The sequence below is a fragment of the Epilithonimonas sp. genome (assembly GCF_036780765.1).
Classification (GTDB): Bacteria; Bacteroidota; Bacteroidia; order Flavobacteriales; family Weeksellaceae; genus Epilithonimonas.
This window is the reverse complement of sequence record NZ_DAIQCG010000006.1, coordinates 133,005-147,928: the sequence shown is the minus strand read 5'-3', so window position 1 is coordinate 147,928 and position 14,924 is coordinate 133,005. Positions and strand designations below refer to the sequence as shown.

Here is a 14,924-nt window from a genome sequence, read left to right as displayed (position 1 = left end):
TTTCCCCGAAATAAATTCCGCTAATCAACTCACGATAAATTTGAATATCCGTTCCATCCACAATCTCTCTTTTCAACGGACTTTTTTTAATCAAAGAAGCATAAGTTTTGATTGGTCTGATGTTCGCAAACAATCCTAATTCTTTCCGCAGTTTCAACAAACCTTGCTCCGGACGAACTTTTGCATCAGGATTATTGTCAAATGCTGGGTCACCAATGGCTCCAAACAAAACAGCATCAGAATTTTTGCATAATTCCAAAGTTTCATCAGGCAGAGGATTCCCTGTCTGATTAATAGCTTCCGCTCCCATAACTCCATAATTGAATTGGAAATTATAGTTAAAAACCGGAGCAATTACTTTTAATATTTTTACACTTTCATTGGTAACTTCCGGACCAATTCCATCTCCCGGCAAAACGGCAATTTTATAATTCTTCATATACTTTTTGTGCTTTTTGTTCAAATGCTTTTATAGCATCTTTTTTACTTGTTAAAAAATCAATATCGTCGTAGCCATTCATCAGGCATATTTTTTTGTAAGAATCCAACTCGAAATTTTCTGTTTTTCCATCGAAAGAAATAGTCTGCTTTTCAACATCCACAGTAATTTGAGTTGAAGGATTTTGAGTAATCGTTTCTATTAAATCTTTTAGATATTCCTCAGAAACTTTCACAGGAAGAAGTCCGTTGTTAAGTGCATTTCCCTTGAAAATATCAGCAAAATAACTCGAAACAACCACTTTGAATCCATAATCTGTCAACGCCCAAGCCGCGTGTTCTCTACTACTTCCACATCCAAAATTATTTCCTGCCACTAATATTTCTCCGGAATATTTAGAATTATTCAGAACGAAATCAGCGTTTGGTTCATTAGTATGAACATTGTATCGCCAATCTCTGAAAAGATTTTCTCCGAAACCTTCTTTGCTAATGCTTTTCAGGAAACGCGCCGGAATAATCTGGTCTGTATCTATATTTTCACTCGGTAATGGAACAGCCTGAGAATTTATTAAAACTAATTTTTGCATTTTTTATTCTTTTAAAAAGTAATCATCAAATAGATGCTTTTTTGCCTTTATTTTTTTGCTGTATAAACAACAAAATTATAGTATTGATATACGTTTGCAACATTTTTAAATCCTACATCTTCCATCCATTTTAGTTGTTCCTTAAGCGGACTCATCTTATCCAGTTTAATTCTTTCAAATGTTGCTTCTTTTTCTTCTGATGTCAAAGTTTTATTCGCTACAACTTTCTCTCTCCAATTAGAAGTGTAAAGTGCTTCCGAAAAATCATTTTCACCCAAAACCTGGTCTGCATTTATAAATAATCCACCGTCATTCAGAAGTTTATGGATTGTTTTGAAAAGCTGTTTTTTAGCTTCATCATCTAAATGATGAATTGCTAAACCAGAAATCACCAAATCAAATTTGTTTTTTTCTAAAGCTAAATCTTCTAAATCCTGAACAAGAAATTCAAAATTTGAAAATCCTGAAAATCTTTCCTTAGCTTTTTTTAGCATTTCTTCCGAAATATCTACCAAAGTAAAATCGGCTTCGTTATATTTTTCAAGAAAAAAAGCACTCATCAAACCTGTGCCAGCTCCTATATCTAATATGTTGTGAACGGATTTTATTTGATTCGATAATTCAACTGGTATTTTATAAAAATCATCAAAACAAGGTATCAGTTCTTTTCTTTGCTTATCGTATTTTTCTGATACCGCATTGAATTTTGACTTAATAGATTCTATGGTAGACATTTTTAATTCAAATTTTCAAAAGCCGGGATTCTTCCTTCCACAGCAACTTTCGCAGCTGTTAAAGGGCTTGCTAAAAGTGTTCTTGCGCCTTGACCTTGTCGACCTTCGAAGTTTCTATTGGAAGTCGAAACGCAATATTCACCTTCTGGGATTTTATCTTCATTCATTGCCAAACAAGCCGAACATCCCGGTTGACGGATTTGGAAACCTGCATCATTGAAAACCTTATCCAATCCTTCATCATAAATTTGTTTTGCCACTTGTTGTGAACCCGGAACTAGCCAAGCCACTATATTTTCAGCCTTTTGCTTTCCTTTGACATAGTCTGCAGCAGAACGGAAATCCTCAATTCTAGCATTAGTGCAACTTCCGATAAAAACATAATTCACTTTGATATCTGCTGTCGATTGTCCGGCATCAAGTCCCATATATTTCAAGGCTTTTTCCTCAGATTCGTTTTGAGCAGTCGGAATTTTAGAATCAATGGAAATTCCCATTCCCGGATTAGTTCCGTAAGTTATCATCGGTTTGATATCTTCTGCAGCAAATTCAAATTCTTTATCAAAAACTGCATCAGAATCCGATTTCAAAGTTTTCCAATACGCTACTTTTTCATCCCATTCCTCTCCTTTTGGTGCAAATGTTCTGTCTTTGATATAATTGAAAGTAATTTCGTCCGGCGCAATCATTCCGCCTCTTGCTCCCATTTCGATGCTCATATTACAAACTGTCATTCTTCCTTCCATCGACATTTCTTCAAAGACATTTCCTGCATATTCACAGAAATATCCGGTTCCAGCATCGGTTCCGGTTTTTGAAATAATATAAAGAATCACGTCTTTTGCCTGAACATCTGTATTCAGTTTTCCATTCACAGAAACGCGCATCGATTTTGGCTTGTTCATCAATAAACATTGGCTCGCAAAAACCTGTGCAACCTGACTTGTCCCAATCCCAAACGCAATCGCTCCAAAAGCACCGTGTGTAGAAGTGTGACTATCTCCACAGACAATGCTCATTCCGGGTTGAGTAATTCCCAATTCCGGTGCGATAATGTGAACAATTCCTTGATATTGATGTCCAAGTCCGTATAATTCGATGTTATTTTTTTTGCAATTTTCGGTTAATTGCTGAACTTGAGTTCTAGACAATTCGTCTTTAATAGGCAGTTCTTGTCCCAAAGTCGGAACATTATGGTCTGCAGTTGCAACAATCTGATTCGGGCGAAATATTTCTAAACCTCTCGCTTCCAATTCCGCAAAAGCCTGCGGACTAGTCACTTCGTGAATCAAATGTTTGTCTATATAAATCACCTGAGGTCCATCCGGAACAGTTTCTACAACGTGCGCATCCCAGACTTTATCAAATAATGTTTTACTTTGGCTCATTTTATTTCTATCCAATTTTTTGATTAAATGATTTCATCATATAGCTTAAATCATCATTATTAACTTCTTTTTTAGTATCGGCAATTTTCAAAAACTCCTGATACAAAAAGTCCAACTCTACTTTTGTCACATCAAAACCAATATTTTTGAATCGATAAGCCAAAGCAGAACGTCCACTTCTTGCCGTCAAAACAATAGAAGATTCGTTGATTCCGACTTCTCTTGGGTCGATAATCTCGTAAGTTTCTCTGTTTTTGATGACACCATCTTGGTGAATTCCTGAACTGTGCGCAAAAGCATTCGCACCAACAATTGCTTTGTTTGGCTGAACCGGCATTCCCATTAATTCTGAAACTAAATCACTCATTTCGTTCAGCATTTTGGAATTGATATCAGTGAAGAAATTAAGGTCAGGATGTTGTTTAATAATCATCACCACTTCTTCCAACGCCGTATTTCCGGCACGTTCGCCAAGTCCATTGATGGTACATTCGATTTGTCTAGCGCCGTTGATAATTCCGGAAATCGAATTAGCAGTTGCCATTCCCAAATCGTTATGACAATGGCAGGACAAAATCGCTTTGTCAATATCTTTTACATTTTCTCTCAGGTATTTGATTTTTTGTCCGTATTCTTCCGGCAGACAATAACCCGTTGTATCAGGAATATTTAGAACAGTTGCTCCTGCTTTTATCACTTCTTCACAAACTTTTGCCAAGAAATCGTTATCTGTTCTTCCTGCATCTTCCGCATAAAACTCGACATCATCCACAAAATTTTTGGCATATTTTACAGCTTCAACGGCTCTTTCCAAAATCTGTTCTCTTGTAGAATTGAATTTGAATTTGATATGAGAATCCGAAGTTCCAATTCCTGTATGGATTCTCGGCCTCTTAGCAAACTTTAAAGCTTCGGCTGCAACTTCTATATCTTTTTTATTAGCTCTCGTCAATCCACAGACTTTGGCATTTCTAACAATTTTCGAAATCTCCTGAACTGATAAGAAATCTCCCGGACTGGAAATCGGAAAACCAGCTTCGATAATATCCACTCCGAGGCTATCGAGCTGTTCCGCAATGATTAATTTTTGTTTCGTATCCAATTTACATCCCGGGACTTGTTCCCCATCTCGCAACGTCGTGTCAAAAATTTCAATTTTTTCCGAATCCATAATAAAGTTTTTATCTAATTTTGATATTCAAAAGTAGAAATTGACTTGTGGTATTAATCTTAGTTAATTAAATAAATACAATATTCGATTTTATCAAAACAAACAATAATTACTTAATAATCAAAAGATTAAATCCTATCATTTTACAATGTCAGAATTACAAAAAGATTTTTTATTCGTGCTTATAAAGTCACTTTCGACTTCGGAAAAACGACAATTTAAGTTATATGTGAATCGTCTTGGAATTAACGTCGATGCAAAATTTCTTCTGCTTTTTTCTGAATTGGATAAAATGAAGGAATACAATGAGGAAATTATTCTTGAGAAAAAAATCTCTTCAAAACTTCAACTTTCTAATCTGAAAGCGCACCTTTATAAACAAATTTTAGTAAGTCTTAGGTTAAATCCGAGTCATCAAAATAATAGAATCCAGTTGCGTGAACAATTGGATTTTGCTACAATTTTATATCAAAAAGGATTGTACAAACAGGCTCTGAAGATTCTTGACAAAGCCAAACAATCTGCATTGGAATTGGATGAAAAAGCCATTGCATCGGAAATTATTGAACTTGAAAAAGTGATTGAATCCCAATTCATTACAAGAAGTATTGATGGACGAGCGGACGAATTGATTCTGCAATCTAGCGAAATCAACAAGCAAAATAGTTACGCAACGCAACTTTCCAATCTATCCTTGAAATTATACAGCGAAATGCTGACGCACGGCTACATCAAAAACGATAATGACCGCGACAATATTCTTAATTTCTTTGACAGCAACATCAAAAATATTGATTTAAAAAAGTTAAATTTCACAGAAAAACTTTGGTATTACAAAGCGCACGTTTGGAAAAATCAGTTGCTTCAGGATTATAAATACACGATAAAGTACGCCTATCAGTGGGTAGAACTTTTCCATCAGAATCCGGAAATGATAAAAAATCATCCTGTTTGGTACATCAAAGGGAATACTTATCTGTTCAAAATTTTGTTTATTTATGGGAGTATCAAAGGTATTGAGAAAAGGTTTGAAAAGTTTGAAAGTATTGTAAAATCAGATGCTTTCATTCATAACGAGAATTCACAATCTTTGATTTTTCTGAATTATTATAACACCAAAATGAATCTCTATTTCATAAAAGGTGATTTTTTCAACGGTACAAAAATGATTCCTGAATTGGAATTAAAAATGGAGAAACATCGTGATAAAATAGACGAGCATCATTTTTTAGTTCTTTACCTCAAAATTGCAGCAATGTTTTTTGGAAGCAAAAACTATCAAAACACTGTGAAATTTGGACAAAAAATCATCAATTCCAAAGGTAATGTTCAGGAAGATTTGCTTTTCCACACAAGAATTTTGATGTTGATGGCAAAATATGAATCTGGTTTTGATGATGATTATGATGACTTCGTAAAAGCAACAATGAAGTTTGCTAAAAAGATGAAAAATCCGGGCGATTTGCATTTCAGCATCGTGAATTTTTTCAAGAAAATCAATGACAGAAATCCAAAAGACCAAGCCATTGCTTTCAAGGAATTTGAGAAAGAACTGGAAATTTCTTCACAAAACAAATATGACAAACGAACGCTGATGTACATCGATATCCACGGATGGGTTACTTCCAAAGTGAGGAATGTAGATGTGATAGAGATAATTAAGGAAAAAGTTAAACTAAAATAACATTATTCTTTCTTTAAAAATCACTATTTTTGCAAACATTAATTTTTTAAACCATTATGCTAAAAATTACACTTCCTGATGGCAGCATCAGAGAATATGAAGGAGCAGTTACTCCACTACAAGTTGCGCAAAGTATAAGTGACGGTTTGGCAAGAAACACGATTTCTGCCATCGTAAACGGACAACAGACAGAAGTAGAAACCACGATAACGGAGGATTCTACAGTGCAGCTTTTGACGTGGAATGACGATATGGGTAAAAAAGCATTCTGGCATTCTTCTGCTCACTTGTTGGCTCAGGCAATTATGGAGTTTTATCCTAATGCGAAGTTGACTATCGGGCCTGCAATTGCAAATGGATTCTACTATGATGTGGATTTCGGAGGAGAGCCTTTGTCTGAAAAAGACTTTGAGAAATTAGAAAAGAAAATCTTAGAAAACGCTAAGAAAAATTCGACTTTCAACCTGCGTGAAGTTTCTAAAGCAGAAGCTTTGAAGGAATATGCAGACAATCCTTTCAAAACTGAATTGATTGAAAATCTTCCTGACGGCGAAATCACTTTTGTGACTCACGATAACTTCACAGACCTTTGTAGAGGCGGGCATATCCCTTCAACAGGAATTGTAAAAGCTGTGAAAATCCTTAACGCTGCTGGCGCTTATTGGAGAGGCGATGAGAAAAACCCGCAACTTACAAGAGTTTATGGTGTTTCTTTTCCAAAACAAAAAGAGCTTACAGAATATCTTGAAAGATTAGAAGAAGCTAAAAGAAGAGACCACAGAAAATTAGGAAAAGAATTAGGAATTTTTGCATTTTCTGAAAAAGTAGGTGCAGGTCTTCCACTTTGGTTGCCAAAAGGAGCAGCATTGAGAAAGAAATTAGAAAACTTTTTATCAGAAGCTCAGAAAAAACAAGGTTATGAATTTGTAATTTCTCCACACATCGGAGCAAAAGAATTATATGTAACTTCTGGACATTGGGACAAATATGGAGCAGATAGTTTCCAACCAATCAAAACTCCGAACGAAGGTGAAGAGTTTTTATTAAAACCAATGAACTGTCCTCACCACTGTGAAATTTATAAAGCACAGCAATGGTCTTACAAAGACTTGCCAAAACGTTATGCTGAATTTGGTACAGTTTACAGATATGAACAATCTGGAGAATTACACGGCTTGACAAGAGTTCGTGGATTTACTCAGGATGATGCGCACCTTTTCTGTACTCCAGACCAATTATTACAGGAATTTGAAAAAGTTATTGACTTAGTTTTATATGTTTTTGGTTCGCTTGGATTTGCTGATTTTACAGCTCAAATTTCCTTGAGAGACCCAGAAAACAGAGAAAAATATATCGGTTCTGATGAGAATTGGGAAAAAGCAGAAAACGCTATTGTAACCGCTGCAAAATCTAAAGGTCTTAAAACTGTAACTGAATATGGTGAAGCCGCTTTCTACGGTCCGAAGCTTGACTTTATGGTAAAAGATGCTTTGGGAAGAAGCTGGCAACTTGGAACAATCCAAGTTGATTACAACTTACCGGAAAGATTTGACCTGTGGTACAATGGAAATGATAATGAGAAGCACAGACCAGTGATGATTCATAGAGCGCCGTTTGGTTCTATGGAAAGATTCATTGCGATACTGATTGAAAATACTGCTGGAGATTTCCCACTTTGGTTGAGTCCTGAGCAGTTTACGATTTTGCCAATTAGTGAAAAGTATGCAGATTATGCAAAAAAAGTTTCAGAATCATTGGAAATTCACGATATTTGCGGATTGATTGACGACAGAAACGAGAAAACAGGTAAAAAAATCCGTGATGCCGAATTGAAAAAGCTTCCATTTATGCTTATTGTAGGTGAAAATGAGGAGAATAACGGTACGATTTCTGTAAGAAGAAGAGGCGAAGGAGATTTGGGAGAAATGACAATTGATGCATTCATTACCTATTTCAAAGAGCAGGCAAAACCAGCATTTGAATTAGGCTAAAACTAGCAAAACCTTATAAAGAATATTAATTTTAAAATTTTAAAACCATAGCACTAAAAAGAAACAACAGCAGAGGTCCGATGAGACGCCCAGTCCAAGAAGACCTTCATCAAATCAACGATAAAATCCGTGCAAGAGAAGTACGTCTTGTGGGAGAAAACGTTGAACCAGGAGTTTATCCATTAGCAAAAGCTTTAGAAATAGCAAGAGAGCAGGAATTGGATCTTGTGGTTATTTCTGATAAAGCAGAGCCTTACATTTCTCGTATTTTGGATTATAAAAAATTCTTGTACGAGCAAAAGAAGAAGACCAAAGAATTAAAAGCAAAGCAAGTAAAAGTAGTTGTAAAAGAGATTAGATTCGGTCCTCAAACCGATGATCACGATTACGATTTCAAGAAAAAGCACGCTGAAAAATTCTTGGAAGAAGGTTCTAAGCTGAAGACTTATGTTTTCTTCAAAGGACGTTCTATCATCTTCAAGGATCAAGGAGAAATCCTTCTTTTGAAATTAGCTCAAGACTTAGAACACGTTGGAAAAGTTGACCAGCTTCCTAAGCTTGAAGGAAAAAGGATGATTATGATGATGAGCCCTAAGAAGCCTGCAAAATAATATTGATAAAATTCAATGATATAGAAAACCTCGAATTAATTTTTGAGGTTTTTCATTTGTTCCATAATTATTAAAGTTATGGTTTCAGAATTTTTTTGTAATTTTGCAAACTATTATTCCTAATTATGTTTAGGAATCAAAAAAGAATATTGATAACAAACTATAAAAAGCAGAACAATGCCAAAATTAAAAACGAAATCAGGTGCTAAAAAGCGTTTTGCTCTTACTGGAACAGGTAAGATCAAAAGAAAGAATGCTTTCAAAAGCCACATCTTGACTAAGAAAGAAACTAAGCAAAAGAGAAATCTAACGCAAACTTCTTACGTTGCTGCTGTGGACACTAAGAGTGTTTTGAGACAATTAGCAATTAAGTAGTTTTTATAAATCTATATTCGGTTTATAAGAATTCAAAACAAATTCAACAATTTAACCCTGAAATGGAGCCACTAAGAGTAATGAAATAGTTACCGCACATTTCAAAAAAACAATTAACATTATGCCAAGATCAGTAAACGCTGTAGCGTCTAGAGCGCGCAGAAAAAAAGTACTTAAGCAAGCTAAAGGTTTTTTCGGTAGAAGAAAGAACGTTTGGACTGTAGCTAAAAACGCGGTAGAAAAAGCAATGCAATATGCTTACCGTGGTAGAAAAGAGAAGAAAAGAAACTTTAGAAGCCTTTGGGTAACTCGTATCAACGCGGGTGCTAGAGAGCACGGATTATCTTACTCTCAGTTTATGGGAGCTCTTAAGAAAAACAACATCGAGCTTAACAGAAAAGTTCTTGCAGACCTTGCAATGAACCACCCTGAAGCTTTCAAAGCTGTTGTAGATCAAGTAAAATAATTACAAATCTTTGTTATCAATATCAAATCCTGAGAAATATCTCAGGATTTTTTTATTTTTGTCAACAAATTTCCAATAATGATAAAAAGAACTATTTTCTCTTTTATATTAATCGCATCTGTTCAGATTTCCAAAGCACAAACTTTCATACAAGCATATCAAGACAGGGCTAATCAGATTTCTCAAACTAATATCAATACTTATTTGCAAGAATTTGAGGCTCTCGGAGTAAAAAGAACCGGAACGACTCAAAATACTAATGCGTTCAATTGGTTAAAAACCAAATACACAGCTTTAGGTTATACAACAGCAGATTTTTTTGAGCATTCTTGGACAGCAAGTGGCTATTCTTCTAAAAACCTTATCGTTACCAAAACGGGAACTCTTTATCCCAACAAATTCGTGATTGTCTGTGGACATTTTGATTCAATTAATGGTCCTGGAACTAATGACAACGGAAGTGGAACATCTATCATATTAGAATTAGCAAGAATCTTAAAAGACGTCCCAACTGAATATTCTATTAAGTTCATTCATTTTTCTGGTGAAGAGCAAGGGCTTTTGGGAAGCTCCAGATATGTTTCCCAAATTGTGAATGGAACGAGTCCAAAAATGGATATAAAAGTGGTTGTAAATCTAGACCAAGTTGGCGGTTTAGCAACAAAAGCGAATACAAAACTTTATCACGACAAAGATCAAAGTAATCCATCAAGTAATAATGCAGCCGCAGCAATTGCCGTTCAGGAATTGGCTAATTGTACTTTATTATATTCTCCATTAGCAGTAGATTTTGACCCGGCAGAAAGTACAGACTATGTTCCTTTTCAGCAGAACGGGGAAATCATTACAGGTTATTGGGAATATGAAGGCGGTTACAACAATCCTTACGTTCATACAGCGAATGATTTATTAGTGAATATGGATCCTGTGTATGTTCTGAATGTTGGAAAATCTGCCATAGGATCCGTTCAGCATTTCGCAACAGCTTCTACTAAGACTTTGGCTACGGAAGATATTGTTTCAAAAGATTTAGAATCCATACAGTTTTATCCTAACCCCGCTAAGAATGTATTGAATTTGAAAATTGATGATTCCATAAAAGATTTTAAAGTAGAAATTACGGATATGAGTGGAAGTCAGGTTCTAATTAATGAAGAGAATAAAATTCACATTGATGTTTCACGTTTGAAACCAGGAGTTTATCTTGGAACTATAAAAGCAGATAATGACAAAGTCACGAAAAAAATTATTATTGAATAATGAAGAGTATCTTTTAAATATTAATCCTGAGAAAATATCTCGGGATTTTTTATGATAAATATTGGGATAATAAATCAATCAAAAACATTAGGTTTGTTCTTAATAAAAATTAAACAAAATGTTTTTATCAATAACCAAACTAAAACAAGTATCAACACTATCACTTTTAGGAATTTCCGCATTATACTATTCTCAGCAAAAATCAAATCCTGAACAGGTTGATGAAGATAATCTGAAAAAACATATTTATTACTTAGCTTCAGATGAATTACAAGGAAGGCTGACTGGTTCTGAAGGTGAAACAAAAGCAGCGAAATATCTTTCTGCTGAATTCAAAAAATTAGGATTGAAACCTTACGAAGGAAAAGAATTCATTCAAAACTTCGAATATAGTGTTAAGCTAAATCCTCACGATGACAAAACCTCTACTGCAGTAAAAGGAAAAAATGTAATTGCAGTTCTTGACAACAAGGCCGACAAAACAATTGTAATTGGAGCGCACTACGATCATCTGGGACTTAATGAACATCACAATTCTACTCTAGTCAATTCCGAAGGACAAATCCACAACGGCGCGGATGATAACGCTTCTGGAACTGCAGCTGTTTTGGAATTAGCACGTCTATTTTCGCAAAATAAAACCAAGGAAAACGTCAATTATATTTTCGCTTTGTTCTCTGGCGAAGAAGATGGATTAATGGGTTCTAAAAAATTAGCAGAAACCATCAAAACCAACTATCCAAATACCATTTTTATGATTAATATGGATATGGTTGGACGCCTGAATAAAGATAACAATCTAACAGTTGGTGGTGTTGGAACTTCTCCTATCCTATCAGATTTGGTAAAAAAATACAAGCCAGAAAATATTAATTTGTCTTTGGATGAATCTGGGGTTGGACCAAGTGATCATACTTCTTTTTATTTGAAAGACATTCCGGTTTTGTTCTTGTTTACTGGAACTCATAATGATTATCACAAACCAACTGATGATGCTGACAAAATCAATTATATAGGGCAGAAAATCATCACCCATTATGTTTTTAATTTGGCTAATGCATTAGGAAATGAAAAGGAAATTCCCTTTACAAAAACGGCGGTTACTGCTACCAAAGCAGTTCCAAAATATAAAGTGAGTTTAGGAATTATGCCAAATTATGCAGATACGAAAGACGGAATGGCCATCGATGGCGTCATAGATAATAGACCTGCGGCTAATGCCGGAATTCTACAAGGCGATATTCTTACAAAAATTGGAAAATGTGAAGTGAAAGAAGTTTATTCTTATATGGATTGTCTTTCAAAAGTCAATTCTGGTGAAGAACATCCAGTAACCGTAAAACGTAACGGCGAAGAAAAAATCTTCAATGTGAAATTCTAAAAAACAAAAACCCGATTGAATTACAATTGGGTTTTATTTTAATATCTGATTACAACTCACGGATTTGGCGAAAAGTAAGATTAATCCTTGGTCTCATTGGTCTAGTAGATTTGGCAATCCGATGTTCCCAATTAGTCTGTAAATCGCCTTTCATAATCAATAATGAACCGTGCTGAAGTGGCAACGAATATTTATTGTGATGATTATCTTTTTTTCTAAAATCAAAATTTCTTACTTGTCCAAAACTGACCGAAGCAATCACAGGACGACAGCCCAACTCACTTTCCTTGTCCCGGTGCCAAGCCACAGAATCATTTCCATCCCTGTAAAAATTAAGCAAAACAGAATTAAACTGATGACCTGTCAATTTCTGGATTTTATATTTTAAGCCTAAAAGTTCAGGCGTCCAAGCATTAACACTGAATTCATTCCCTCCTAAATGATACGATTTTTCATCATCACCGTACCAAGCTGTCAAACGTGGCGTAAGAACTTCTTTATCAAACATTTTTTGTGTGCTCTGTTTCCAGGGAACATTTTTTATAAGGTTTTTTTCAATTTCTGTTGCTCTTTCCTCAGACAAAAAATGTTCGGTATAATCTAATAACTCAGTTGGAAACTGATAATATTCGCCTGCATCAAACAAACTGAGTTGCATATCTGTGTTGTATGTCCTAAAATTACTTTGCATTTGAAACTTTGTTATCCAATTCTTTAATATCTTTTCTGATTTCCAGAAACATCTCTTTCAAATTATAATTATCAAAATTATCGGGCTCAAAATCCTCAGGAAAAATCCCCGACGCATATTGCCAGATTTCCACAATCTCACCCAACGGAATCTCGTAAGGATCGTAAAAAGAATTATCCGCAGCTACTTTAATTGACGTTCTATTTTTAGCTTTAAATCGTTTGTAAGAAATACCATCATTCAAAGTCACAAAAATGTAGCTTCTGTTCTTTTTTAAATCCTCAATATCTTCCACATATTTCCCGATAATGTAAGAACCATCTGTGAAAGGTGGCATAGAATCGCCTTGCGCAGGAAAAGCTCTGTACTTTCCATTAGTCAAAAACGGTAAAGAAATTCTCTGAAGACTTTCTATATATTCAGGGTCGCTGTAACCCGAAAGATAACCCATCGAAGCTTTTTGAGGGATGATTTCTATACTGTTATTACCTGATTCATCAACGACAATTGGCAGGACAATTCTATTATCCGGCAGATTCATCATTTCTTCTAAGGGGTATTTCCTAATGTCAACAGTTAAAAGCAAATCGATGCTAATGTGGAAAAACTTTGAGATTGTAATAAGAACGTCATACGGCGGTTCGGAACGTCCATCTTCATAAGAAACATATCTCGACCTTGTAATGATTAATGTATCCGCCAACTCTTGTTGAGTTGTCATTTTTTTTGCTCTCAAAAACCTTATGTTATCTGAAAAAATAGACATTGTTACAATTTATAACTACAAATATAACAATATTGTTTTAAAATGTAACTAATTTTGTTTTTTTCAAATCCTTATATGTACGCGCTCCTCGACTGCAACAATTTCTTTGTCTCCTGCGAAAGAACTTTAGACACTACGCTAGAGAATCAACCGGTTGTGGTCTTATCTAATAACGATGGATGTGTGGTTTCAAGAAGTAATGAAGCAAAAAAACTTGGAGTACCAATGGGCGCTCCAGCTTTCAAATACAAAGATTTATTCGCGGCACACAATGTAAAAGTTTTTTCTGCAAAGTTTGAGCTTTATAACTTTTGTAGTCAAGAAGTGATGAAAATAGCGAAAAGTTACGTGATGAAGTACGAGATTTATAGTATTGATGAACTATTCTTAGACTTTCACGGTTTTAAATATTTTAATCTTAATGAATATTGCCGTAACATTAGAAAAGAGATAAAAGACCAACTTAAATTACCTGTAAGCATCGGAATTGCACCTACCAAAACACTTTGTAAAATAGCCAATCGCATTGTGAAAAATAATCCGGAAACATATCCTGACGGTGTTTATATTATGGACACTCAAGAAAAAATTGATGACGCATTAAGTAATCTGAAAATAGGAGACGTTTGGGGAATTGGTAGAAAGCTAAGTGCAAAAATGATGGACAATGGGGTTTATAAAGCTTCAGACCTATTATTAAAACCTGAAATGTGGGTTCGGAAAATAATGGGAATTCACGGCGTGAGAATGATTAACGAATTGAAAGGAATTCCTCAATTAGAATTAGACAAAGCCTCTCCTAAAAAATCAATAGTGGTAAGTAGAAGTTTTCTGAAAATGATTACCAAAAAAGAAGAATTGGCAGAACGTATTGAAACTTTCGCCATCTATTGTGCCGAGAAACTAAGAAAGCAAAATTCCTGCTGCAAAGTCATCAGTGTTTTTATTCAAACCAATAGATTTCGGAAAGAACTGGGCGAATATAAGGACGGATTTTCTATTGTTTTACCAAATCCAAGCAGTTCATCTATTATTTTGGCAAAGTATGCACATTCTATACTGGATGTGATTTATAAAGAAGGTTTTCATTATAAGAAAGCCGGTGTGATGGTTTCAGATTTTGTTCCGGATAATGAAAGACTGATTAATCTTTTTGAAAATGATATCGATTCCAAACATATTCCGATAATGAAAGCTATCGACAAGCTGAATTCCAAATACGGAAAGGACAAAATCAGACTCGGTGGAATGTCCGGAGAAAGTACTTATGGAAGAGCGATTCTTTCCCCAGAATATGAAGAGTTTTTGAAAAACAATACTCTGCCAGAAGCTAACTACAGATTCCAATAGAAACAAAAAACGATTACAAAATCTGTAA

General features: G+C 34.9%; 15 protein-coding genes. 8 read left to right on the top strand and 7 right to left on the bottom strand.

The genetic code is table 11. The features are described from left to right. The 5 genes from V7P73_RS11090 to V7P73_RS11070 all read right to left on the bottom strand — a co-directional run. The coding region (locus tag V7P73_RS11090; protein WP_333853673.1) for an isocitrate/isopropylmalate family dehydrogenase at positions 1–439 on the bottom strand (439 nt) is incomplete at its 3' end. Beyond that, on the bottom strand, positions 426–1,028 hold the full coding sequence (gene leuD / locus V7P73_RS11085) for a 3-isopropylmalate dehydratase small subunit (protein ID WP_333853671.1): 603 nt from the start codon (positions 1,026–1,028) through the stop codon (positions 426–428). The genes V7P73_RS11090 and leuD, both read right to left, overlap by 14 nt. 47 nt (positions 1,029–1,075) lie before the next feature. Further along, positions 1,076–1,762: a class I SAM-dependent methyltransferase gene (locus tag V7P73_RS11080; protein WP_333853669.1), complete on the bottom strand. Its 687-nt coding sequence runs from the start codon at positions 1,760–1,762 to the stop codon at positions 1,076–1,078. 2 nt (positions 1,763–1,764) lie between these two features. Next, positions 1,765–3,150, bottom strand: coding sequence for a 3-isopropylmalate dehydratase large subunit (leuC, locus tag V7P73_RS11075; protein WP_333853668.1), 1,386 nt, complete (start codon positions 3,148–3,150; stop codon positions 1,765–1,767). A 7-nt stretch (positions 3,151–3,157) separates the two neighbouring features. Beyond that, on the bottom strand, positions 3,158–4,321 hold the full coding sequence (locus tag V7P73_RS11070; protein ID WP_333853666.1) for a 2-isopropylmalate synthase: 1,164 nt from the start codon (positions 4,319–4,321) through the stop codon (positions 3,158–3,160). Positions 4,322–4,469: 148 nt separating this feature from the next. On the opposite strand from V7P73_RS11070, the gene V7P73_RS11065 reads away from it, so the two are divergent. The 7 genes from V7P73_RS11065 (at position 4,470) to V7P73_RS11035 (ending at position 12,089) form a co-directional block, all read left to right on the top strand. Further along, positions 4,470–6,005 carry a hypothetical protein gene (locus V7P73_RS11065; RefSeq protein WP_333853663.1) on the top strand — a complete coding sequence of 512 codons (1,536 nt, stop codon included), beginning with the start codon at positions 4,470–4,472 and terminating at the stop codon, positions 6,003–6,005. A gap of 56 nt (positions 6,006–6,061) precedes the next feature. After that, positions 6,062–7,996 (top strand): threonine--tRNA ligase, encoded by a 1,935-nt coding sequence (gene thrS, locus V7P73_RS11060; protein ID WP_333853662.1) that lies wholly within the window; start codon positions 6,062–6,064, stop codon positions 7,994–7,996. Between the two features lie 80 nt (positions 7,997–8,076). Then, a complete protein-coding gene (infC, locus tag V7P73_RS11055) occupies positions 8,077–8,607 on the top strand; it encodes a translation initiation factor IF-3 (RefSeq protein ID WP_089770092.1) in 531 nt (176 codons plus the stop codon). A gap of 177 nt (positions 8,608–8,784) precedes the next feature. Beyond that, a complete protein-coding gene (gene rpmI / locus V7P73_RS11050) occupies positions 8,785–8,982 on the top strand; it encodes a 50S ribosomal protein L35 (protein ID WP_027384637.1) in 198 nt (65 codons plus the stop codon). 121 nt (positions 8,983–9,103) lie between these two features. Then, positions 9,104–9,448, top strand: coding sequence for a 50S ribosomal protein L20 (gene rplT / locus V7P73_RS11045; protein WP_074233035.1), 345 nt, complete (start codon positions 9,104–9,106; stop codon positions 9,446–9,448). A 78-nt stretch (positions 9,449–9,526) separates the two neighbouring features. After that, positions 9,527–10,708 carry a M28 family peptidase gene (locus tag V7P73_RS11040; protein WP_333853658.1) on the top strand — a complete coding sequence of 394 codons (1,182 nt, stop codon included), beginning with the start codon at positions 9,527–9,529 and terminating at the stop codon, positions 10,706–10,708. A 118-nt stretch (positions 10,709–10,826) separates the two neighbouring features. Next, positions 10,827–12,089, top strand: coding sequence for a M20/M25/M40 family metallo-hydrolase (locus V7P73_RS11035; RefSeq protein ID WP_333853657.1), 1,263 nt, complete (start codon positions 10,827–10,829; stop codon positions 12,087–12,089). Between the two features lie 49 nt (positions 12,090–12,138). Here the strand turns inward: V7P73_RS11035 and V7P73_RS11030 are convergent, their stop codons facing one another. Together V7P73_RS11030 and V7P73_RS11025 are read right to left on the bottom strand one after the other, a co-directional pair. Continuing rightward, positions 12,139–12,780: an alpha-ketoglutarate-dependent dioxygenase AlkB family protein gene (locus V7P73_RS11030; RefSeq protein WP_333853655.1), complete on the bottom strand. Its 642-nt coding sequence runs from the start codon at positions 12,778–12,780 to the stop codon at positions 12,139–12,141. After that, a complete protein-coding gene (locus tag V7P73_RS11025) occupies positions 12,770–13,546 on the bottom strand; it encodes an XRE family transcriptional regulator (protein ID WP_333853653.1) in 777 nt (258 codons plus the stop codon). The genes V7P73_RS11030 and V7P73_RS11025 overlap by 11 nt, the downstream gene beginning before the upstream one ends. A gap of 75 nt (positions 13,547–13,621) precedes the next feature. Between V7P73_RS11025 and V7P73_RS11020 the strand changes: the two genes are divergently transcribed. Then, positions 13,622–14,896 carry a Y-family DNA polymerase gene (locus tag V7P73_RS11020; protein ID WP_333853651.1) on the top strand — a complete coding sequence of 425 codons (1,275 nt, stop codon included), beginning with the start codon at positions 13,622–13,624 and terminating at the stop codon, positions 14,894–14,896. Positions 14,897–14,924 lie beyond the last annotated feature (28 nt).